The sequence below is a fragment of the Pontibacter actiniarum genome (assembly GCF_003585765.1).
Classification (GTDB): Bacteria; Bacteroidota; Bacteroidia; order Cytophagales; family Hymenobacteraceae; genus Pontibacter; species Pontibacter actiniarum.
Genome location: NZ_CP021235.1, coordinates 3,463,592 through 3,485,200 on the forward strand (window position 1 = coordinate 3,463,592; position 21,609 = coordinate 3,485,200).

Below are 21,609 nucleotides of genomic sequence, written 5' to 3' on the forward strand. Positions count from 1 at the left end.
ATATTTGCTCTCAGGTAACCTTAATATCGGCTAAGATACGGCATCTGCCCGTCATTTGCTTTCTATCCGCCCAGTCTTTACCTCTCTCCGATAAAAAAGCCGTACTTTTGTATGTTAACACAAAGTATACATTACCATCATGGCAGAAGAAGCAGAGAAAGAGATAACCACCTTCGAGGATTTTAAGCTGAACAAGCAGCTGCTGAACGCTATAGCCGATGCCGGGTACGAAAAGCCGACTCCCATCCAGTTGCAGGCCATCCCGCTGATCATGGCGGGGCACGACATCCTGGGTATCGCCCAGACCGGCACAGGCAAAACGGCCGCTTTCCTGCTGCCGCTGCTCATGAAAGTGAAATATGCCCAGGGCCAGCACCCGCGCGCGCTCATTATTGCCCCTACCCGCGAGCTGGTAATGCAGATTGAGGAGAACATCACGCTGCTGGCCAAATACACCGACCTGCGCCACACGGCCATCTACGGCGGCCTGGGCCCCAAAACACAGATCGAGATTCTGAATAAAGGCATCGACATACTGGTGGCCACGCCCAAGCGCCTGATGGAGCTGTACTTTAAAGGAGAGCTTGTGCTCAAAGACCTGAAGACGCTGATCCTGGACGAGGCCGACAAGATGATGGACATGGGCTTCATGCCGCAGATCCGCCAGCTGCTGGAGGTGATTCCGCGCAAGCGCCAGAACCTGCTTTTCTCGGCCACCATGCCGAACAAGGTGGTGGAGCTGTCAGAGGAGTTCCTGGAGTTCCCGACGCGCGTGGAGATCACACCGCAGGCCACACCGGTTGAAACCGTAAGCCAGACCCTGTACAAGGTGCCTAACCTGCGCACCAAAATAGAGCTGCTGGAGCACCTGATCCAGGATGAGGAGACCTTTAAGCGCGTGATCATCTTTACGCGCAGCAAGAAGAACGCCGAGAGCGTTTCCAAGTTCCTGGAGCACCGCGACTACGGCGACGTGCGCGCCATCCACGGCAACAAAGGGCAGAACACGCGCATTAACTCGATGGAGGCTTTCAAGGGCGGCGAAGTGCGCTTCCTGGTCGCGACGGATGTGGCCGCAAGGGGTATAGACGTTACCATGGTGAGCCACGTGATTAACTTTGATGTGCCGCTGATTTACGAAGATTATGTGCACCGGATTGGCCGCACGGGCCGCGCCGAGAACGAAGGTGCCGCAATCACCTTCGCCACTGACGCTGAGCTGTACCACGTGCAGAAGATCGAGAAGATCATCCGCATGCAGATACCGCAGGTGCCGATGCCAGCCAGTGTAAAGTTGTTTAAAACACCTTTTGAGGAGCAGCAGGAGATGGCCCGCGAGGTAGACCGCCAGAAGCGCCGCGAGAACCCGGACTTTAAAGGGGCCTTCCATGAAAAGCAAGGCAAGCACAAGTCTAACTTCGCCAAGGGCAAGAAAAGCAAGGGCGACCCGAAAGACTCTTACTGGCAGAAGACGAAGAAGAAAGGCAGCCGCAAGAAATAACCTGAAGTGAGATAGTCAAGATATAATCTGACAGTTTAAGTAAATTGAATGTGACGCATTTAATTATTTAAACCCGCTTATATCATGACCACTCAAGACAAAATTATCAAAAACAAGTTAGGATTGCTAAGCTTGGCCGAGATGCTTGGCAACGTATCCCAGGCCTGCAAGGTGATGGGCTACAGCAGGGATTCCTTCTACCGCTTCCAACAGCTCTATGAACAGGGCGGCACATCCGCTCTGCAGGAGATAAGCCGCGCAAGGCCCAACATCAAGAACAGGGTAGAGCAAGCCGTGGAAGAAGCGGTAGTAGCACTGGCCACTGAGCAACCAGCCTTTGGGCAACTCAGAGCTTCCAACGAACTCAAAAAGCAAGGCCTCTTCATTTCACCTGGCGGGGTACGTTCTATTTGGCTGCGCCACGCCCTGGAGACCTTTCCCAAACGTTTAAAAGCATTAGAAGCGAAGGTAGCTCAGGAAGGTTTGATCCTGACCGAGGCGCAGATCGTAGCCCTGGAAAAAGCCAAAGAAGAGAAGACGGCGCACGGAGAGATCGAGACACACCATCCTGGCTATTTAGGTGCGCAAGACACTTATTACGTGGGCTACATCAAAGGCGTAGGCAAGATCTACCAGCAGACCTTTATTGATACCTACACCAAGGTGGCACATGCTAAAGTGTATGATAGAAAGAATGCATTGGTGGCAGCCGACATGCTCAACGACAGAGTATTGCCATTCTATGAGCAGCATGATCTGAAGCTACTGCGCATCCTGACCGATCGCGGCACCGAGTACTGCGGCGCCAGAGAGCACCACGAGTACCAGCTCTACCTGGCTATTGAAGACATTGACCATTCTAAAACCAAAGCCAGGAGCCCGCAGACCAATGGCATCTGCGAGCGTTTCCACCGCACCATGCAGGACGAGTTTTACGCGATCGCTTTCCGTAAAAAGGTGTATACAACTCTAGAGGAGCTGCAGGAAGGCCTGGACCTGTGGCTGGAGCATTACAACAAAGAGCGTACCCACACAGGCAAGTACTGCTTTGGCAGAACACCTTACCAGACCCTGCTGGAAACGAAACCACTGGCACAGGAGAAAATGCTCGACACTCTTCGGCAAGATCCTGTCAAACATTTTTTTTCGGAACCAGTCCTTACACCTGCAGACGAAGGGGTGGTGCAGAAAAAAAATGAGCCCCACGACGCGGGCTCATGGAACAATACGTTAAGGCAGACCACTGTCAGCTAAACCACAGCTGTCAGACTATATCTTGACTATTACACCTGAAGGAACAGCAACTGGCAACGGTTGCTGTTTTTGTTTCAACTGTACTTGCTACCTATACTTGCTACTTGCCAGCCCTGTACGTCTGCCTGTGTCTTCCTATTCCCCGCTGGCGCAAGCGTCCGCCTGTGCCTCCAACTGCTCCCGCTGGCGTAAGTCTTCCTCTGCTGGCGCGAGTCTTCCCCTGCTGGCGCGAGTTTACAACTCGTGTCTTACTATGATGTTGAGTTTGTAACTCAACTGGCTTGTAAAGCCACACCTGTTACTGCCTTGGCTATACGTGTACCTTTCTGGCGCAAGCGTCCGCTTGTGCCGCGACTGCTCCTGCTATACTTCTATCATAACTGCTTACCGCATCTTCAGCCAAGCTATCCTTTCTAGCTTCCGTTTATCCTCCAGCTCCCACAAAGCTTTCGTTTCACCTTATACTTTGGAGCGCTCAGGCCCGCGAGGGCTCGTGCCTCGGGCATCGCGTTGTATGCCTGAAGCTGCTCCGGGGGTAGGGGCCCTCTATTAGCTCCGCTACGGGATGTTCTTACGGGCACCGCAACAGGCACAAGGCGTCCAACCCAAAGACTGGGATCAATTTCAGTAGCCACTGCTTTTACTATAGAACCTTTTACTGCTCATACTTCAGAAGACCTTTTTTTAAGAACCCAGGGAAAAGGCCTTATACTGCTCAGGCTACAGCGTTTACACTTTAGAAACGGTAACTGCAGTAGCAGTAGGCTTCCTGTACTTAAACAGGGGGAAGTGAGCGGTTGGGCAAACCGTGGCGTAGAACAAGAACAGCCACAAACTACCCTCTCGGGAGGGTGGGGCACTGGTGTTGCTCTGCTACAGTTTTATACCTGAAATAGGGGAAAAAGCCGTGCCTCATCATCGGCAAGGATATGATTTGCTGCTACCAAAGGTTGGTGATGCTCAGCAAGAGCCCTTCGGCCATCTGGCCGAACTCAAATACCATGAGGTTAAGAATGGCGCTCCAGAAAAAGGCACTCCAGAGCATGTGGACAAAGATAAGTTTGCGAGGTGCCCCGAACAGCGCAGCTACAATGGTTCCGAATATAGGAGTAAGCAGGATGGGGGTCAGGAAGGCAACGCCTGGTATGCCAAAGCGGCACCACACCTGCACAATGCGGCGGCTCTTCTTTGTGAACACAGGCTTCTGCTTTGCTTTACGGCGAGCCGAGAGCCATTTAGACGCAGCCCTGCCCAGGATGGAAAATATGATAACACTCGTCATCATACCTGCCACGGTAAGCAAGACAGTCTCTACATAGGTAAGACCCAACGAGACCCCTGTGACAGGGCCACCAAAGAACTTGACCATGCTGATCAAGTACACCGTCAGGTATTTCATTATCTCTACGAACACAGTATTCTTAAATTAAAATTGCACTCGCTCAAAGGCAAAGGTTGGCATACTAATGTATACGCACACCACACGATTAAAACGTATAAACATTTTAACAATCTATTAAGCTAATCACTTAAATAGCAAAGCGTTGCGAAGGCAGAGGTGTAACAGCCCGCAGAGGGCAAAGGTTCAGGCTATACTTTAGGCCCAAAGGCCAGATCACCGGCGTCGCCGAGGCCCGGCACAATGTAGGACTTCTCGTTCAGGTGATCATCCAGCGCCCCAAGCCATACATGGGCCTCCGGCACCTGCTCCCGCACATAGGCCAAACCTTCCGGTGCGGCAATGGCTGCGGCAAAGTGCACCTGCTTCGGCTTGCCGTGGCGCAGCATTCCCTCATACGACCTCACCAGGGAGCGGCCGGTGGCCAGCATCGGATCAGCCAGGATCAGGATCTTGTCGTGCAGGTTGGTAGAGGCCAGGTACTCCATGTTGATCTGCAGCTGCGTGTTCTCCTCCTCTACCCGGTAAGCACCCACAAACGTGCTGTAGGCCTTGTCAAAGTAGTTTAACATGCCCTGGTACAACGGCAAGCCAGCCCGGAGGATGGTGGCCAGCACCGGCTGCTCCGTCAGCAGGAGCGTGTTTGTCTGGGACAGGGGCGTGATGATGGTTTCCTCTTTGTACGGCAGCGTTTTAGATATCTCGTAGGCTAATAACTCACCCAAACGCTCCAGATTCCGGCGGAAGCGCATGCTGTCGCCGTGGACCTGCACATTCCGCAGCTCAGCTACGTAGTGATTGGCCAGAGAAGGTGTGTTAGTCAGGATGTGTATGTTGTTATTTTCCATGCGAGGCGCCAGAGCGTATGTTATTTTGCCCTAAAGATACAGAAGACGCAGGGCATGCACCAAAGTTGACGGCAAATTTTACCCTCGGCGCTCCCCTGCAACCGGCCCGCAGCAGAAGCAAGCCTTCTTTCTCACCGCACTGGTATGGCGGCGGCAAGCGTTAAACAGACCTGTAAAACTAGTGTACGTTCCTGCTAAAGTATAAATTAGGCCTGCCCACCTAAACTTTAAGCTCCAAAAGCAGTACATTCGCACCTAACCAGATCAAATTAGTTGCACTAAACTAGCCCACATGAAACGCATACTCGGTGCCTTTGCCCTGGCGCTTGCCGCTTTTGCTGCACAAGCGCAGGATGTGTACATGCCGTACAGCCGCGACACCTACCACCTGATAGACCGCTACCAGATAAAATATGGGGAGCAGGTGCCTGAAATGCATACTGCCGTGCGCCCCTATGGCCGCCGCGATGTGGCGGAGCTGGCCGAGATCAGCGCCCGCAACGCCCGTACAGCCGTAGACCAGTTCAATACGGGTTACCTGCTTAACGACAACTGGAACTACACAAACCAGGAGAACAACGACAGCCGCAAGCCTGTGCTCACCTATTTCTACCGCAACAAAACCGACCTTTTCCATGTGGAGTCGGAGGACTTTACGCTGCGCGTGAACCCGGTTCTCCACTTCGAGCTTGGCCTGGACAACGAGTCAGACGGCGTGCGCTACATTAACACGCGCGGTGTGCAGCTGGAGGGCAGCATCGACAAGCGCTTCGGCTTTTACGCCTTTGTGGGCGAGAACCAGGCGCGCTTCCCCGAGTACGTCAACCGCCGCATACGCCGCGACGGCGTGGTGCCGCACGAAACGCTCTGGAAAGACTTTAAAGAGGACGGCTACGACTTTATCACGGCCCGGGGCTACCTGAACTACGCCCTGAGCAAGCATGTGGAGATACAGCTGGGCCACGACCGCCACTTCATCGGCGACGGCTACCGCTCCCTGGTGTACTCCGACTACGCCCCGCCGGCATTCTTCCTGAAGCTCAACACCAAGGTGTGGAAGCTGCACTACATGAACCTCTTTCAGGAGCTGATCGCCACCGCCGACCGCAAGGACGAGTTGCTGCCGAAGAAGTACATGGCCCTGCACCGCCTGGGCATCAACATAACCGACAACTTTAACCTGGGCCTGTTTGAGCAGGTAATCTTTGCGCGCGGCGAGGGTAAGTTTGAGCTACAGTACCTCAACCCGGTTATCTTTTACAGAAGTATAGAGCAGGGCCTGGGCAGCTCGGACAATGCCATGCTGGGAGCAGACTTCCGCTGGAACATAGCCAACCGCCTGCAGTTGTACGGCCAGTTGCAGCTGGATGAGTTTGTGCTGGATGAGGTGAAGTCCGGCAACGGCTGGTGGGCCAACAAACAGGCTGGCCAGATCGGCGCCAAGTACATCGACGCCTTCGGCATCAGCAACCTCGACCTGCAGGGCGAGATGAACATTATCCGCCCGTACATGTACCAGCACGAGGACCAGTTTACCAACTACCAGCATTACCGCCAGCCATTGGCGCACCCGATCGGGGCGAACCTGCTGGAGTTTGTAGGCATCGTGTATTACCAGCCCATCCCGCGCCTGATGCTGACGGGCAAGGCCATCGCCACACGCTACGGCCAGGACATCGTAACGCCAACAGACACGCTGAACTACGGCAACAACCCGCTCCTCTCCTACCTCGACCGCGTGTCCACCTACGGCAACGAGATCGGGCAGGGCGTAAAAACAGACCAGCTGTACCTGGACCTGACGGCCTCGTTCCAGCTGCGCCACAACATGTTCCTGGACCTGAAGCAGATCGTGCGCCGCACAAACACCGAGGGCGAGGCGCCAGACTACAGCACCTACTTCACCTCCTTTGCCTTCCGCTGGAACATTCCGCAGAGGCTGCATGAGTTTTAATCGGTCACGTACCACTCCGGCTGGCTTAGTGCCACCAAAACGGAAGAGACGCAACCAGTTGCGCCTCTTCTGTTTTGGTGGCTTTTCCGCCCTCAATTCTGTCCGTCACAATTCTTCGTTCTCCATTCTATTTAAGTATCTTTGCAGCGGCTGGTGCGGTTAACCGCCTAACAGCCATAGTATAAACTGTTTAACTTTGATTTGTGATGGCTGCAACGATGGCCGTCCTTGTTGCCGGCCTGCAGCAGAAGCGCGTGCGGAAGAAGCGGCTGGCAACCCCAGATACACCATGAAGACCTACCTTCGCATACTGCAGTTTGCCAAGCCCTACAGCCGGTTTGTGCCGCTGTACACCATTTATACTTTTCTGGGCATCATCTTCGGCCTGTTTAACTTCACGCTCATCATACCGCTGCTGAACGTGCTGTTTGGCGAAGTTGGGCAGAAAGAAGCGGTAGTTATGGCTGCTACAAAGCCTGAATTCGCGCTCAATATCGAGTTCTTTAAAGAGTTCTTCAATTACTACTTCGGGCAGATCATTCTGCAGGAGGGGCGTGAGGGGGCACTGCTGTTTGTCTGCGTCATGGTGATCATCTCCGTGTTCCTGGCGAACCTGTTCCGCTACCTGGCCTTCCGGATTGTGGGGGCGCTGCGGGCACACGTGGTGCGCAACATGCGCCATACAGTGTACCAGCGCGTAACGGAGCTGCACCTGGGCTACTTCAGCAATGAGCGCAAAGGCGACCTGATGACGCGCCTGACCGTGGACATACAGGAGGTGGAAAGCTCCGTGGTTAGTACCTTGACGGTGGTGGTTCGTGAGCCGATCTCCATCATTGCCTTCTTCATACTGCTGTTCAACATGTCGGTAGAGCTGACGCTGTTCTCGCTCATCCTCCTGCCTTTGTCGGGCGGTATTATTGCCGGCATCTCCAAGCGGTTGAAGCGCAAGGCGAAGGAAGGCCAAAACTCCCTCAGCTTTATACTGACCATTATTGATGAGACCCTGAGTGGCATGCGCGTGGTGAAAGCCTTTAACGCTGAGCCCTTTATACTGAGCAAGTTTCAGGACCAGAACAGCCGCTATGCCCGTATTCAGCGTTCTATCGCCAACAAGCGCGACCTGGCCTCCCCGCTATCGGAGTTCCTGGGCGTATCGGTGGTGGCGGGGCTGCTGCTGTACGGCGGCACACTGGTGCTGAACCAGGAGTCGGACCTCTCAGCCAGTGAGTTTATCACCTATATCATCCTTTTCTCGCAGGTGCTTGTGCCGGCCAAGGCCATGTCGGCGGCCTTCAGCAACATTCAGCGCGGCCTTGTTTCCGGCGACCGCGTGCTGCAGGTGATCGATACGAAGCCGCAGATCGTGAACAAGCCGAACGCCAAAGTGCTGCCTGCCTTTAAAGAGGAGATTGAGTTCCGTAACGTGTCTTTTGCCTACGGCGATAAACCGGTGCTGCAGGACATCAACATCCATATAAAGAAGGGTACCACCGTGGCCTTGGTTGGCCCATCAGGCGGCGGCAAGTCCACCATGGCCGACCTGCTGCCGCGCTTCTACGACCCAACCGGCGGGGCAATACTGCTGGACGGCCACGACATCCGCGACTATACCATGGAATCGGTGCGGGCACAGATGGGCGTGGTAACGCAGGAGTCTATCCTTTTCAACGACACGATCTTCAACAACATCGCCTTTAACAAGACCGAAGCCACCGAGGAGGAGGTAATAGCGGCGGCAAAAATCGCCAACGCGCACGAGTTCATCATCAACACAGAAGCCGGCTACCAAACCATGATCGGCGACCGGGGCGGCAAGCTTTCGGGCGGGCAGCGCCAGCGCCTGAGCATTGCCCGCGCCATCCTGCAGAACCCGCCTATCCTTATTTTGGATGAGGCCACCTCGGCCCTGGACACGGAGTCGGAGAAGTTGGTGCAGGAGGCGCTAAACAACCTGATGAAGAACCGCACCTCTGTTGTGATTGCCCACCGCCTGAGCACCATCCAGCACGCAGACCAGATCCTGGTGCTGCAGCAAGGCCGGGTAGTGGAGCGCGGCACCCACGATGAGCTGCTGGAGAACTCCGGTTTGTACGCCAAGCTAACGCAGATGCAGCTGACGGTGTAGCGGTAAAATAGCGTTACATACTATACCATACAGCCTTCATGACCGGGTTAGGGCACAACGGTTCGGTAAAATCATATTTTATTTTTACTTTTATCGAAACAGTTGTTGCACCCAAACCCCCTATTTCAGCATGAAAGCTCTTAAGGTATTACTCGATGTACTGGTAATTGGCTACGTACTCTTTACAGCGTTACTTTTGGCGGGAGCCATGGACGAGAACGCTGTTCTGGCTACCGGCGGCGAAGACCAGGCATTGACGCTTTACAAAATACTAGTAGCCGTGGGCGGCGTTATTATGCTGGCCAGGGTACTGATGAGCAGCGTGTACATTGCCAGCATGAAGCACGACAGGTACCGCGCCCAACTGAAGATAAACGAACTGAAGGCCAACCTTTACGAAAAGCGCCAGGCCTTCCGGAGCAATAGCCACAAAGAAGCCCCCGCCCAAGAAGAGGTGGAGGCACTGAACTAACACAAACATGACAGCTACTACCATACTGACGGAACTGACGCAGGCACAGGAAGTGCTTACTGCGTTTCTGTCTGACGAGAAAAATATCGCCGCCATAGAACTGGCCGCCGATACCATGGCCGGAGCCGTGCAAAACGGCGGCAAGATATTGAGCTGCGGCAACGGCGGCTCTATGTGCGACGCCATGCACTTTGCCGAAGAACTGACCGGCCGCTACCGCAACGACCGCAGAGCCCTGCCGGCCATCTCCATCTCAGACCCGAGCCACATGAGCTGCGTCGGCAACGACTACGGCTACGACTTTGTGTTCTCGCGCTACCTGGAGGCTTTAGGCAACGCGGGCGATGTGCTGCTGGCCATTAGCACCAGCGGCAACTCTGCCAATGTACTAAAGGCGGCAGAGGCTGCCAGGGCGAAGGGCATGAAGGTGGTAGGCCTCACAGGCAAGGACGGCGGCAAACTGGCTCCGCTCTGCGATGTGGAGGTGCGCGTACCGCACTTTGGCTATGCCGACCGTGTGCAGGAAATCCACATCAAAGTCATCCACATCCTGATTCTGCTGCTGGAGCAAAAACTGGTGTAGCTGCTTTACACCACGGCAAGTATACCAGAAAGGCCCTGCAGTCGGAAAATGCTTCCGTTGCAGGGCCTTTCGCTTTTCACCGCAGCCATGTTGCGAGCAGCGCGTTTGCCGTACTTGCATTGCCACTCGTATACGGGCAGATAATAAATGAACGAACCCTATGAAACAGTTTACCCTACACTGCATCCTTGCAGGCACGCTTTGCTTCGCCTCCTGCCAGAGCCAGGAGAACAATAACGCGACAACAACCGAACCGGCCGGCAACGGCACTGCCACAGCCGCACTCCCCCCGGAGCCGCAGGCCCCCGACTCTGCCCACCTGATCGTGCCCGGTGAGCGCATCGGGCCGCTCACGCTCAACATGCCGCACACAGCCATCAGCGATGCGATGGGTGAGCCTGACAGTGGCAACGCCGCCATGGGGAAGTCGCTGCAGTTCTGGCTGAACCAGGGGCAGCCACAGGATTACCTTGCCGTGTACATTGTTAACAACTTCGACGGGACCGGCAGTCCGGCCAAAGTAAAGCAGATACAGGTTACCTCCCCCAACTATAAAACCAGCAACGGCATTAGCACAGGCAGCACAATGCCTGCCATTCGGGAGCAGTTCGGCTCCCTTACCCCTATCGCCTACTACACCAATAAGCAAAACAAAAAGGTGTACATTTTCGATGATCAGGCCGAAGGGATAACCTTTGAGGTGACACCGCCCGACAGCACCTGCGTTGCCATTACAGTGCACGAAAAAGGCAAGGACATAACCGCCACTTACCTGCCCATTCACCCGGACACAACGCGCCTTCGCCAGCCACAGCAGCCCCGGTAAAGCAGCAGCAGGCGGAGCATGAGCGGTAGCCGATCATTATTTCTTTATTTAATGCAATGCGCAGAACTTTGTAGCTTTGCCCGGTGTTGCCGCACAAACGTCACGTTACCTGTTTTAGATCGGAAAAAGTTTACATAAATGCTCATCAAGACATTTGGCAGCGCCGTGCAGGGCGTTAATGCCTATACCATTACAGTGGAGGTTAGCGTAAGCGCCGGCACCAAGTATTTTCTGGTTGGCCTGCCCGACAATGCCGTAAAGGAAAGCGAGCAGCGCATAGAGTCTGCGCTGAAGCAGCACGGCTATAAAATACCCCGCCAGAAGATCGTTATAAACATGGCGCCCGCCGATATCCGCAAAGAGGGCTCCTCCTACGACCTGACCATCGCCATGGGCATTCTGGCTGCCTCCGGCCAAATCGCGCCGGAGAAAGTATCGCAGTATATGATCATGGGGGAACTGTCGCTGGACGGTTCGCTGCGCCCAATCAAAGGAGTGCTTCCTATTGCGATACAGGCCCGCAAAGAGGGCTTCAAAGGCATCGTGCTTCCGATCCAGAACGCTCAGGAGGCGGCTATTGTCAACAACCTGGAGGTGATCGGTGTGGAAAACATCCTGGAGGCCGTCGAGTTTCTGGACGGGACCCGCGACATAGCGCCGCTGGAGATTAACACGCGTGACCTGTTCAACAGCGCCGTAGACCAGTACGCCGCCGACTTCGCTGACGTGCAGGGGCAGGAGAACATAAAGCGCGCCCTGGAGATTGCCGCTGCCGGAGGCCACAATGTCATCATTATTGGTCCCCGTATTTTCGCTTGACTAGCGCCTCCTTAGTAACCATAGCTACCCATAAATAAAAGTCAGTTTATAAGCTACTCTTGAAGCTTCCTCTTCAAAAGTAGTAAAACTTATCATAGTGGTATTTCTGGTTTCTTATGGTTACATATGAGTTTACAGTACCCCAATGGTACCCGAAGAAGTTTCCGTTTTAGCAGTAGCTCAATGCACACATTTACTTTGAATGTTCACTTACCCATCTTATAACAAAGTTGCCGAGTCTCAAAACAATGTAAGAACATAGTAGGCCAATAAATAATAAGGCAAAAAGCTCTTTGTTCAAGTTTGCATATAACTCCTTCTGTTCTTCCTCACGCTGGTAATCGGGTATCAACGAACTAAGGTTACTCGTCATAAATTGTCTTTCATAACTATTACCTAAGCTGTTAACGAGAAACTTGCTATACTCGCTACACTGTAAGTATTCTAGGCTTGTAGAACGAGATGCACCAACAAATCCTGCTTCTAGCAATGCTAAATCATGTCTTAGATCTTCTTCGCTTTGAGTTGCCATCCATTTGTTTATATTTTCCAACTCACAGTCTATGTTAGCTATACTTGCTCGATAGCTTATAGATGCGAATACTGCCGCAAGGACTAGCACAACTACTACAGCTTTTACAAACCTTACTATTTCTGTTGCAATAGCTCTCTTAAACTTAATAACAGAAGTCTGCCCCTTAGTATGTAATACAGGAGGAATGAGAATGTCATCGAACTCCCTTAAGTCAGACATTTTAGACCAATTTGAGAGCCCACTATACCAAACAAGAGTTTCATTATTTATGTTCTCCTGTTGCATTTCCTCCTTGGTCAGAGGCCCCTTTTTCACTCCGTTACAAGTAATGAAGTACTTCTTCATATAGCTTAACTTAATCTAGTGAATTGTAAATATATCAAAATTACTTATTTCAATAGCATCGGCAAGAGAAGTGTCGATTTGCCTTTGAACACAACTAGTACTACAAGCTTAGAAGCTCCAGATCAATAGTAAAAGAGGCTTTAGATTTATATGCTAAAAACTGCACCACCAAATTTTCGTTTTTTTTTCGTCTAGTTAGATACGGTTGTTAACGGTTAATTAGGGACCAACTAATAGTCCTGCAACTTCATTTAAAAGTTATTTAAAAACGAAAACGAGTAGGGTTATTAGCTGTACAGACTAATAACAACCACAGACAATGGCTAAAGTAAACATCGTTGAAAAGAAGCTTACAGGGGGTAAGGTATCTTTACTGTTGGACTACTACCAACACGGGCAGCGAAAGAAAGAAACTTTAAAGCTCTATGTGTATCCGAGCGACAAAAGGAGCAAAAACCCTATTCTTAAAAATGCCTTTGAAGAGACCTATGCTAAAGCCCTGTATCTAAAGCATAAGAAAGAAATGCAACTGGCGCATGGAGAGCACGACTTACCTACCAAGACGGATAAAACCGCCTCCTTCATACATTACTTCGAACAACTGGCGGAAAGCAGAAACCAAAACTGGCAAAGTGTAAGACGCCACCTTTATGATTACACTAAAGGTAAATTAACCTTTGGGAACGTAACAGAAGAATGGCTTCACCGCTTCCAAGAATATCTGAGAACCAAGATAAAAGATGTTACTGTGTGCTCCTACATGGGCATCATCACAACATGCCTGAATCAAGCTGTAAGGGAGAAGGTTATCCTTGCAAATCCGGCTACCAACATCAGAAAAGTAAGGGGAAAAGAGATTCCGCCAAAGTACTTAACTCGTGAGCAGATAGAGGTCTTAGAGCAAAACACTCAAAACATACCACAGTGGTTTACAGACCCTTTCCTGTTCAGCTGCTATACAGGCTTGAGGCTATCAGACGTGGAAAGCCTGACTTGGGCGGAAATAGTACCTACAGCGGGGAAGCACGGGCAGTTTACACTTATAAAGGAGCAGACCAAAACGGGGGAAACAGTCGTAATTCCCCTCTCCAAGCAAGCGATGAGTATTTTACAGCGACAAAACTTAGAAACTAAAGACACTCGGGCACATGACCTAGTATTCAAGCTAAAGAGCCGCACCCAAACCAAGAGGTACATCCACAGATGGCGCACACAGTCAGGTATTTATTTTACCTACCACTCTTCCCGCCACACCTTCGGTACCATGCTACAGACCGCTGGTGTAGACATCAACACCACGAGCAAATTAATGGGTCACAAGAGCATTAGCATGACACTTAGATATGCCAAGGTAGTGGACAGCAGGAAGGAGGCCGCAATCAGTCAACTCAACAGCTTTTTAGGGTAAAATCACCCTAAAAAGGGCAAAAAAGCAGCTAAAAAAATTCTTAACAATTTCTTAACATTGGTATTAAAGGAGGGTTAATAACCCTCCTTTTGCTTTATAAAACCCAGTTTATATAACATTTCAAACCCTACACAAATTAACCGCTGCTCTATACCTAAAATTTGCTCTAGTGACGAAAGTGAGTACAGTTATCTAAACCAGAACAAAAATTTTGAACATTAACATGAGACAAGAAGCCAAAGTAGAAATTGTTCTGGCAAACCCATTCTTAAGCTTCAAGCAGGCTATAGAGTACCTAGGAAACATTCCAGAGTCCACACTGAGGGAGTGGACAAGCACTAGAAAAGTAACCTCCTACCGACCGGGAAAACAAGTAAGGTACCGGAAGTCGGATCTTGACGAGTTTATGGAAAGGCATGTAAAGAGATCCTACGAAAGTATCCTAAAGTAATATGGGCTATAAATTTCTCCTAAGAAACTTAAGCTAGATGTAATCTATCGAAATGTAAACACTAAAAAAATGCGCATACATAATCCCCACTATCTGTACAACAGCAAGACCAAGACGTACGAGTTTAAAAAGAATTCTAATCCATTAACACAACACAAAACAGTAATTAATAGAAGAAAAACAGGTAGTGCTACAACAGAGAATATAAAGGATAAGAACCTACACTATCCGGCAGCATTTAACTACTTACACTTCCAGGATCACCTAATCGTGGCAGATCATAGTATTAAAAACTTTAAAAAGGCTCTTTCGCTTGGATCGATAAAGAAAAGGCTACTTGTAAGTAGAAATGAAGCAATGATGTTAGAGTACATGATAATGCTAAGTAGGCATTACTTCAACAAAGGGTACCCAAACTTTTACCATTCTAACAAAAGAATTTGTAGGGACACAGGATTTAGTGTGGCTACTGTTAAAAAGATATTGTTGAGATTCGAGATAAAGCTGAAGATACTATCGAGTTGGATAGGAGGGAAAAAGATTTCCGGCACAACTATTTATCAGCTGAATTATAAACGACTGTACCTACTGCTTCCTGCTTTATTTATCAGTGACAAAAAAAGCCATCCCCTCGCAGAGCCTGAACACCTAGAAAGATACAAAGACAGGTATAATCACTTTGTGCACATGCACGAAGAGCAGCAAAAGCTTTTGAAACAAAGTGGTGCAGATAATAATGAGGATGAAGACCTGTATAATGATGACTGGGATTAGGTCGTTTCTATATATACAGGTATGTTAAATTTAATTACAAAGCATACTAAAAACTGTAGGGGGGGTAGTTAAAATTAACTTACCTATACCTAAAATTACCCCCCTTAAGTAAAGTAAATAAGTAAAGAACTAAAGTAAAGTAAAAAGAGCTAGCAGCTAACGCTGCCTGTAACTAGCGTTACAGTTAATTTTTAGTAGTATACCTGCAGTACTACCTTTTTAAGGTGCTTGGCTACAGGTATACTATTTTATTATTTGTACTAGGGGTAGTACAGGTTAACAAGGTATGTTAAAAAGGAGGACTTTAACGCAGTGTTACCCCAAAGGTAGGTACAGCTTAGGTTTGTAGGTAAGGAGCGCCCAAAGTCGCTTAAAATGGGCCAAAGAAGCACTGTTACACCTGCGCCTGTAGCTAGGCTTACAAAGCTGTAAATTAGCCCTACAGCACAGCTATAAACTACACATCAATGTCACTGAAGAACTCCCTTAAAGTGATGTTGTGGATGTCAGCAATTCGCAGCAAACTGGCCATGGTTAAGTTGCTACCCTTTTCGTGGCGCCCGTAACCAACGCGAGGCAGGCCATTGTCGAAGGCAAAGTTTTCGTAGGAGCTGTACCCCTTTTGCAGCCTTAGCTTTTTTATTTTTTCCCCGATTACCCTGAGCCTTGGGTCTACTTCCTTTTCCTGCATGACGAGCAAACTTTCGGGAAAATTCAGCATTATGCATATTAAAGTTTACCTATTATATTGCACACATAATATTAAACATATTATAGTATGCTTTTGCAGATGTTGATTGAGCGCCTCTGCTACAGCAAACCCAACTGACAACAACTAAACTAAAGCCTATGAACAAGTTTTTACCCCTGTGCTTTACAGCACTTGCAATTGCTGGCTGCGAGAGCATGCAAGGCAACAGCCTAAAGGGAACATACAAGCTCTTAGATGATGGCCAACTGAGGGATGAGTATGTGCTGGAGGTAGGCGAGACAATGGCAACCTATACTATGACTGTGCTTGCAGCGGCAGAGGTTAGCAGTGAGTACAGGGTTGAGGATGGCTACCTGTACCTGACAAGCCCGCAAACGCAGGTGCGCTTTAAAATCACCGACACTGACACCCTCACCCTAGAGAACAGTTTTCTAATTCCCAGCGGGAAGTATGTAAGGGCTAAATAAGGCACATAGATAGTCAACTAGCCTTACCACAAAAAGAAAATGAAGAATTAATACAAGACAAAGGTTAAAATGAAAAAGCTGCTAATACTACTGCTGTTTACAGCCTTCTCTTACTCTGCCTTTTGCCAGAGTAACGTGATAGGGAGAAGTAAAAAAGAGGTGATATGGATACTGCGAGACAATGACATAGCCTACCAAACGGCCAAAGATGGTCATATAGCTTACAAGGTAGGGGAGGTGTACATGTACAACTACTTCGACAAGAACGGCAAATGCATATTGAACAAGTCTATCACAGGGGTTCGGAGCGAAAAGGACAAGCAGTGGATTATTCAAAACTTTTGTGACGGTAGCAAAAAGGAAGTAACCAAGCAGGGTACAGTATGTTACTCGGCAGCATGGAAGTACACGATTACCTTCAAAAGGTCTAATGCTTTTAAGGAAGGATGGGCATGTATAGTTAAGGAAGAATTGATTTAAGCCGCTAAAGCCCTCCAACTACTAATGCCAACCTCATTACAGTGGTTGGCATTTGTTTTTATGGGTAAAGGTGAGGCTTCGTTAGCATAGCTTATAATAGCATAAAAGTACATGCTGCAGCTGGTGCTACAGCTCAATGGTAATATCAATTTATTTGCATGTACTTGTATTTTGTGCCAACTTACAGTTGCAACGGCAATTGCGTAACTGTTCGCTCCTGACTGCCTAGCACATCACCTTACTTGCACGAAAACAAATGACTGTACAGGACTATTTAGACCGCATCACTACCCGCTATAACCAAGGCATATCCAGAGAACACAGCTACCGTGGCGACTTACAGAACCTACTAGAAGCGTTAGCACCAGAAGTATTGGTTACAAATGAACCTGCGCGGGTGGCTTGCGGTGCTCCTGACTATATTATAACCAAAAAAGAGATACCTGTAGGCTACATTGAAGCCAAGGACATAGGTGTCCCCCTCAACAGCAAGAGCTTAAAAGAGCAGTTTGACCGTTATCGCGCCTCGCTGGATAACCTACTTATTACAGACTACCTAGACTTCCACCTGTACATTGATGGAGATTTTAAAACGTCTGTTAAAATTGCTGAGCTGCAAAATGGCTTAATTAAACCCTTGCAGGACAACTTTACGACCTTTACTAACCTAGTCAAGGACTTCTGCACTTTTAGCGGGCAAACTATAAAAAGCTCCCGCAAGCTTGCAGAGATGATGGCAGGCAAGGCGCGTATGCTTGCAGATGTGATAGAGAAGGCACTGAATAGTGACGTGGAAAACCAAGAGAACAGTACGCTGAAAGACCAAATGAATGCCTTTCAGCAGGTGCTTATACACGACATTAAAAGCAGGGAGTTTGCAGATATTTATGCCCAGACAATAGCCTACGGTATGTTTGCGGCACGTTTGCACGACCCAACCTTACCTACATTTACTCGCCAAGAAGCGGCAGAACTTATACCCAAGTCAAACCCTTTTTTGCGTACCCTTTTCCAGTACATTGCAGGCTACGATCTTGACAGCCGCATTAAATGGATTGTGGATGGTTTGGCAGACTTGTTTAGGGCAACAGACGTAGCCGCATTGCTGAAGAACTTTGGCAAGGCTACACAGACGCATGACCCTATTATACACTTTTACGAGACCTTTCTGGCTGAGTACGACCCTAAGCTGCGCAAGGCGCGTGGCGTATGGTACACGCCAGAGCCTGTAGTAAACTTTATTGTACGTGCCGTTGATGACATATTGAAGACAGAATTTGACCTGCCACAAGGTTTAGCCGATACGGCTAAGACTAAAGTAAGCCTGAAGATACCAACACATGACAAGCGATACAAAGCAGGCCAACGGGAGATTGAGCAGGAAGTACACAAGGTGCAGATACTTGACCCAGCCACAGGCACAGGCACTTTCTTAGCAGAGGTTGTAAAACATGTTTATGATAAGTTTAATGGACAGCAGGGTATTTGGAGCAACTACGTGGAGAACCACCTTGTACCACGCTTAAATGGCTTCGAACTGCTTATGGCATCCTATGCTATGGCACACCTAAAGCTGGATTTACTGCTGTCAGAAACGGGCTACAAGCCCACCAGAGATCAGCGATTTAGGGTATACTTAACAAACAGCTTGGAAGAGCACCACCCTGATACAGGATCTTTGTTTGCTACAGCCTTAGCAAATGAGGCAAATGAGGCAAACCACATTAAGCGTGACACTCCTGTTATGGTAGTGATAGGCAATCCTCCTTACAGCGGTGAAAGCGCCAACAAAGGAGAGTGGATTATGAGCTTAATGGAAGACTACAAGAAAGAGCCAGGAGGCAAGGTAAAGCTGAAGGAGAAGAATTCTAAATTCATCAATGATGACTACGTAAAGTTCCTGCGCTACGGGCAGCACTTCATTGAGCGTAACGGTGAGGGAGTATTAGCCTTCATCAACCCGCACGGTTTCTTGGACAACCCAACCTTCAGGGGAATGCGCTGGAACCTATTGAAGACCTATGACAAGGTTTACACTATTGACCTGCATGGAAATGCAAAGAAGAAAGAAGTAGCACCTGACGGTTCTCCTGACGTAAATGTGTTTGACATTGAACAGGGGGTGTCCATCAATTTCTTTATCAAAACAGGAAGGAAACAGAGTGAGTTAGGGCAAGTCTTTCACTTTGACCTTTTTGGAAAGAGGGAAACCAAGTATAGCTTTCTCTTAGAAAATACATTAAGTAGCACACCTTACAATCAAGTGTACCCTACTTCACCACATTTTTTTCTTTCCCCGAAAAATTTTGAAGACCAGAATCAATACGAAAAAGGTATTTATCTCCTAGACTTGTTTCATGAAAGCTCACTAGGTGTGTTATCAAAAAACGATGAAGTGACTATTGATTTTGATAAAGAAGAGTTGCGCCAAAGGATTAATTTTTTTACACAATACAATGAAGCAGAGGTAAAGAAAGCCTACAATGTCAAAGATGATAGCAGGGATTGGGCTTTATCAAGAGCTATTCAAGACCTTAAGGACAATCACAAGGAAGAGAACTACAAAGTAATATCATACAGACCTTTTGACTGTCGTTGGACTTACTTTACAGGAAAGCCTAAAGGCTTTTTTGCATACAGTCAAAACCGAATCATGCGAAACATGAGGGGTGGAGACAATTTTGCTTTGGTTTCAGGTCGGCAAGGGCAAGCTGTAGGTAGTATGGCTTGGAACTTATCATTTATCACAGACACTATTTCAGACCAAAACATATATTATAGAGGTGGAGGTACTGTTTTTCCGCTGTACATTTATCCAAATAATACTTTACAAGTTACTACCGAACCTGCTCTGCTACGTGTTCCAAACCTGAACAAAGAGATTGTGCAGAACCTTCAAGAGAAGCTAAGTTTAAAATTTACTTCAGAGAAAGAAAACACGCCAAGCACTTTCTCACCTGTTGATATTTTAGACTATATCTACGCAGTGTTGCATAGCCCATCATATAGAGAGAAGTACAAGGAGTTTTTGAAGATAGATTTCCCACGTGTGCCGTACCCAACGGATGTCGAAGAGTTTAGGTCACTGGTAGAGTTAGGCAGTAAGCTGCGCCAAATACATTTGTTGGAAAGCCCAATAGTGGATAACTACATTACGCAGTACCCTGAAGACGGCAGCAATGTGGTTGAGAAGCCAAAATATGATAATGGCAACGTCTACATCAGCGATACGCAATACTTTGCCAATGTACCCTTAGTAGCTTGGGAGTTTTACATTGGAGGGTACCAGCCTGCCCAAAAATGGCTTAAAGACCGCAAAGGTCGCCAGTTAAGCTTTGATGACATAATGCATTACCAGAAAATTATTGTTGCCCTGAATGAGACAGATAGGCTAATGCAGGAGGTAGATAAGGTAGGGGTAGTGGAAGAAAATATAAAAGTCGCAGCGACTGAACAATAAAAACGAGTGAATACTTATAATATAAAAATATCTATATGCATAAAGTGTAATGTTGCCGACTTCCTTTCAGGAAATATCCATAAATTTATAAGAACATAATAAAGCAGATGATAGATAATAGTGTGAATGCAGGCCCAAGAGCCGAAAATGGATTTGCTTTGCAAAGAAACACTGCATTATACATTCTCTTAACAGATTATGATTCTAAATTTAGGCACAACAAATACTTCATTTGTTTAGAACACCACGACGATTTTCTTTTCTGCTTTTTAGATGATAATGACAACGCTAAAAAGATAGATGCTTATCAGTCTAAAAAGAAATCTCCTACCAACTGGTCGATAAATAATGAACTTGCAGAAATAATCAATAAGATATTAGATACAGGCAACAAGTTAATCAAAGATTCAATCCCAAAATCTACAGATTATGCTCATGTACTTCATTTTTCAACCAATTCTTCAATAAAGTTAGAAGATAAGAAATCGAAAAAGAGCATATCAATTAGTGAAGAAAATTGTTTGGTGGCTTTTAAGGACTTAGATGATGACTTAAAGAAGAAGATAAAAAAAAGTTTAACTACTTCTTCGATAATTGATAATGAAGCAGAATTAGAACATCTACATTTTCTTTTTGTGGATTTACCCAGAACTGATGAACAACAAAGAAAGATCCTAAGGAGTGAATTAGAGGATATTTTTGGAACCGATATAGTGGATACAAAAGCTGCGATTGATACACTTATATCATTGTTTGAAGTGATTGAGAAGACATATAATCAAGGAAACACAGCTAAACTGCTTGATAAAACTAAAAGAGTTTCAAGCGATAAAATAGACCAAACTATAAGGGTCATTACAACTAAATCCAAGGCATTTGATTTTTGGAGAAATGAAGAAAGAGGGATAAGGAAAGTGCTTGGAATTAAACCGTATGAAAAAGAGGAGTTTGAGTTTAGTTTTCAATCGGCTTTTGATTTATTCAAAAGTAAATTAGAGCAAGAGCATAAAAATGTACTTCAATTTGTGGGAGTAAACTATTTAACTTCTTCGAAAACGCAGGAGGAGGAGGTCGTCTTAGAATTGTATGACAAATTTAAGCTAGAAAAAGCCACAACCTTAAAAGAAATTGACCTGAAAGCTGCTATCTATGCTGCTTATTTTGAAGTGATGTATAAAAAGGCTTAATAAATA

At 48.0% G+C, this 21,609-nt stretch carries 17 protein-coding genes and 2 pseudogenes; 15 read left to right on the forward strand and 4 right to left on the reverse strand.

The annotated features are described in order from the left end of the window. The first annotated feature begins 139 nt into the window (after positions 1-139). Positions 140-1,501: a DEAD/DEAH box helicase gene (locus tag CA264_RS14795; protein ID WP_025608164.1), complete on the forward strand. Its 1,362-nt coding sequence runs from the start codon at positions 140-142 to the stop codon at positions 1,499-1,501. Between the two features lie 84 nt (positions 1,502-1,585). After that, a pseudogene (locus CA264_RS14800) lies at positions 1,586-2,611 on the forward strand (IS481 family transposase); the annotation flags it as partial. A gap of 1,084 nt (positions 2,612-3,695) precedes the next feature. On the opposite strand, the gene CA264_RS14805 reads toward CA264_RS14800, so the two are convergent. Together CA264_RS14805 and upp are read right to left on the reverse strand one after the other, a co-directional pair. Next, a complete protein-coding gene (locus CA264_RS14805) occupies positions 3,696-4,169 on the reverse strand; it encodes a hypothetical protein (RefSeq protein ID WP_025608165.1) in 474 nt (157 codons plus the stop codon). A gap of 176 nt (positions 4,170-4,345) precedes the next feature. Then, a complete protein-coding gene (gene upp, locus CA264_RS14810) occupies positions 4,346-5,002 on the reverse strand; it encodes a uracil phosphoribosyltransferase (RefSeq protein WP_051364479.1) in 657 nt (218 codons plus the stop codon). 292 nt (positions 5,003-5,294) lie between these two features. On the opposite strand from upp, the gene CA264_RS14815 reads away from it, so the two are divergent. From CA264_RS14815 to CA264_RS14840, 6 genes and pseudogenes are all read left to right on the forward strand, one after another. Continuing rightward, a complete protein-coding gene (locus CA264_RS14815) occupies positions 5,295-6,956 on the forward strand; it encodes a capsule assembly Wzi family protein (RefSeq protein ID WP_025608167.1) in 1,662 nt (553 codons plus the stop codon). 289 nt (positions 6,957-7,245) lie between these two features. After that, positions 7,246-9,084, forward strand: coding sequence for an ABC transporter ATP-binding protein (locus tag CA264_RS14820; protein ID WP_025608168.1), 1,839 nt, complete (start codon positions 7,246-7,248; stop codon positions 9,082-9,084). A 130-nt stretch (positions 9,085-9,214) separates the two neighbouring features. After that, positions 9,215-9,556, forward strand: a complete 342-nt coding sequence (locus tag CA264_RS14825; protein ID WP_025608169.1) for a hypothetical protein — start codon at positions 9,215-9,217, stop codon at positions 9,554-9,556. A gap of 7 nt (positions 9,557-9,563) precedes the next feature. Continuing rightward, positions 9,564-10,139 carry a D-sedoheptulose 7-phosphate isomerase gene (gene lpcA, locus CA264_RS14830; RefSeq protein WP_025608170.1) on the forward strand — a complete coding sequence of 192 codons (576 nt, stop codon included), beginning with the start codon at positions 9,564-9,566 and terminating at the stop codon, positions 10,137-10,139. A 160-nt stretch (positions 10,140-10,299) separates the two neighbouring features. Beyond that, a complete protein-coding gene (locus tag CA264_RS14835; RefSeq protein WP_025608171.1) occupies positions 10,300-10,965 on the forward strand; it encodes a hypothetical protein in 666 nt (221 codons plus the stop codon). 138 nt (positions 10,966-11,103) lie between these two features. Further along, a pseudogene (locus CA264_RS14840) lies at positions 11,104-11,769 on the forward strand (magnesium chelatase domain-containing protein); the annotation flags it as partial. 208 nt (positions 11,770-11,977) lie between these two features. On the opposite strand, the gene CA264_RS14845 reads toward CA264_RS14840, so the two are convergent. After that, complete coding sequence (locus CA264_RS14845; protein ID WP_025608172.1) at positions 11,978-12,664, reverse strand: DUF4339 domain-containing protein; 687 nt, start codon at positions 12,662-12,664, stop codon at positions 11,978-11,980. A 319-nt stretch (positions 12,665-12,983) separates the two neighbouring features. Here CA264_RS14845 and CA264_RS14850 point away from each other — a divergent pair, with 319 nt between their 5' ends. From CA264_RS14850 to CA264_RS14860, 3 genes are all read left to right on the forward strand, one after another. Next, positions 12,984-14,072, forward strand: a complete 1,089-nt coding sequence (locus CA264_RS14850) for a site-specific integrase (RefSeq protein WP_025608173.1) — start codon at positions 12,984-12,986, stop codon at positions 14,070-14,072. 223 nt (positions 14,073-14,295) lie between these two features. Further along, complete coding sequence (locus CA264_RS14855) at positions 14,296-14,523, forward strand: helix-turn-helix domain-containing protein (protein ID WP_025608174.1); 228 nt, start codon at positions 14,296-14,298, stop codon at positions 14,521-14,523. Positions 14,524-14,592: 69 nt separating this feature from the next. Further along, the gene (locus CA264_RS14860) at positions 14,593-15,297 is read left to right on the forward strand and encodes a hypothetical protein (protein WP_025608175.1); all 705 of its coding nucleotides are present in this window, start codon (positions 14,593-14,595) and stop codon (positions 15,295-15,297) included. A 457-nt stretch (positions 15,298-15,754) separates the two neighbouring features. Here CA264_RS14860 and CA264_RS14865 read toward each other — a convergent pair whose 3' ends face one another. After that, positions 15,755-16,018: a helix-turn-helix domain-containing protein gene (locus tag CA264_RS14865; protein WP_025608176.1), complete on the reverse strand. Its 264-nt coding sequence runs from the start codon at positions 16,016-16,018 to the stop codon at positions 15,755-15,757. Positions 16,019-16,146: 128 nt separating this feature from the next. On the opposite strand from CA264_RS14865, the gene CA264_RS14870 reads away from it, so the two are divergent. The 4 genes from CA264_RS14870 (at position 16,147) to CA264_RS14885 (ending at position 21,603) form a co-directional block, all read left to right on the forward strand. Then, complete coding sequence (locus CA264_RS14870; protein WP_025608177.1) at positions 16,147-16,476, forward strand: hypothetical protein; 330 nt, start codon at positions 16,147-16,149, stop codon at positions 16,474-16,476. Positions 16,477-16,545: 69 nt separating this feature from the next. After that, positions 16,546-16,956, forward strand: coding sequence for a hypothetical protein (locus CA264_RS14875; RefSeq protein ID WP_025608178.1), 411 nt, complete (start codon positions 16,546-16,548; stop codon positions 16,954-16,956). 256 nt (positions 16,957-17,212) lie between these two features. Beyond that, complete coding sequence (locus tag CA264_RS14880; RefSeq protein ID WP_025608179.1) at positions 17,213-20,416, forward strand: type ISP restriction/modification enzyme; 3,204 nt, start codon at positions 17,213-17,215, stop codon at positions 20,414-20,416. Positions 20,417-20,523: 107 nt separating this feature from the next. After that, positions 20,524-21,603 carry a hypothetical protein gene (locus tag CA264_RS14885; protein WP_025608180.1) on the forward strand — a complete coding sequence of 360 codons (1,080 nt, stop codon included), beginning with the start codon at positions 20,524-20,526 and terminating at the stop codon, positions 21,601-21,603. Positions 21,604-21,609: the final 6 nt, after the last annotated feature.

Excerpts from the sequence above, each read along its gene's own strand:
- CA264_RS14795 (WP_025608164.1), top strand. The coding sequence starts at position 140 with ATGGCAGAAGAAGCAGAGAAAGAGATAACCACCTTCGAGGATTTTAAG.
- upp (WP_051364479.1), bottom strand. The coding sequence starts at position 5,002 with ATGGAAAATAACAACATACACATCCTGACTAACACACCTTCTCTGGCC.
- CA264_RS14815 (WP_025608167.1), top strand. The coding sequence starts at position 5,295 with ATGAAACGCATACTCGGTGCCTTTGCCCTGGCGCTTGCCGCTTTTGCT.
- CA264_RS14820 (WP_025608168.1), top strand. The coding sequence starts at position 7,246 with ATGAAGACCTACCTTCGCATACTGCAGTTTGCCAAGCCCTACAGCCGG.
- CA264_RS14825 (WP_025608169.1), top strand. The coding sequence starts at position 9,215 with ATGAAAGCTCTTAAGGTATTACTCGATGTACTGGTAATTGGCTACGTA.
- lpcA (WP_025608170.1), top strand. The coding sequence starts at position 9,564 with ATGACAGCTACTACCATACTGACGGAACTGACGCAGGCACAGGAAGTG.
- CA264_RS14835 (WP_025608171.1), top strand. The coding sequence starts at position 10,300 with ATGAAACAGTTTACCCTACACTGCATCCTTGCAGGCACGCTTTGCTTC.
- CA264_RS14845 (WP_025608172.1), bottom strand. The coding sequence starts at position 12,664 with ATGAAGAAGTACTTCATTACTTGTAACGGAGTGAAAAAGGGGCCTCTG.
- CA264_RS14850 (WP_025608173.1), top strand. The coding sequence starts at position 12,984 with ATGGCTAAAGTAAACATCGTTGAAAAGAAGCTTACAGGGGGTAAGGTA.
- CA264_RS14855 (WP_025608174.1), top strand. The coding sequence starts at position 14,296 with ATGAGACAAGAAGCCAAAGTAGAAATTGTTCTGGCAAACCCATTCTTA.
- CA264_RS14860 (WP_025608175.1), top strand. The coding sequence starts at position 14,593 with ATGCGCATACATAATCCCCACTATCTGTACAACAGCAAGACCAAGACG.
- CA264_RS14865 (WP_025608176.1), bottom strand. The coding sequence starts at position 16,018 with ATGCTGAATTTTCCCGAAAGTTTGCTCGTCATGCAGGAAAAGGAAGTA.
- CA264_RS14870 (WP_025608177.1), top strand. The coding sequence starts at position 16,147 with ATGAACAAGTTTTTACCCCTGTGCTTTACAGCACTTGCAATTGCTGGC.
- CA264_RS14875 (WP_025608178.1), top strand. The coding sequence starts at position 16,546 with ATGAAAAAGCTGCTAATACTACTGCTGTTTACAGCCTTCTCTTACTCT.
- CA264_RS14880 (WP_025608179.1), top strand. The coding sequence starts at position 17,213 with ATGACTGTACAGGACTATTTAGACCGCATCACTACCCGCTATAACCAA.
- CA264_RS14885 (WP_025608180.1), top strand. The coding sequence starts at position 20,524 with ATGATAGATAATAGTGTGAATGCAGGCCCAAGAGCCGAAAATGGATTT.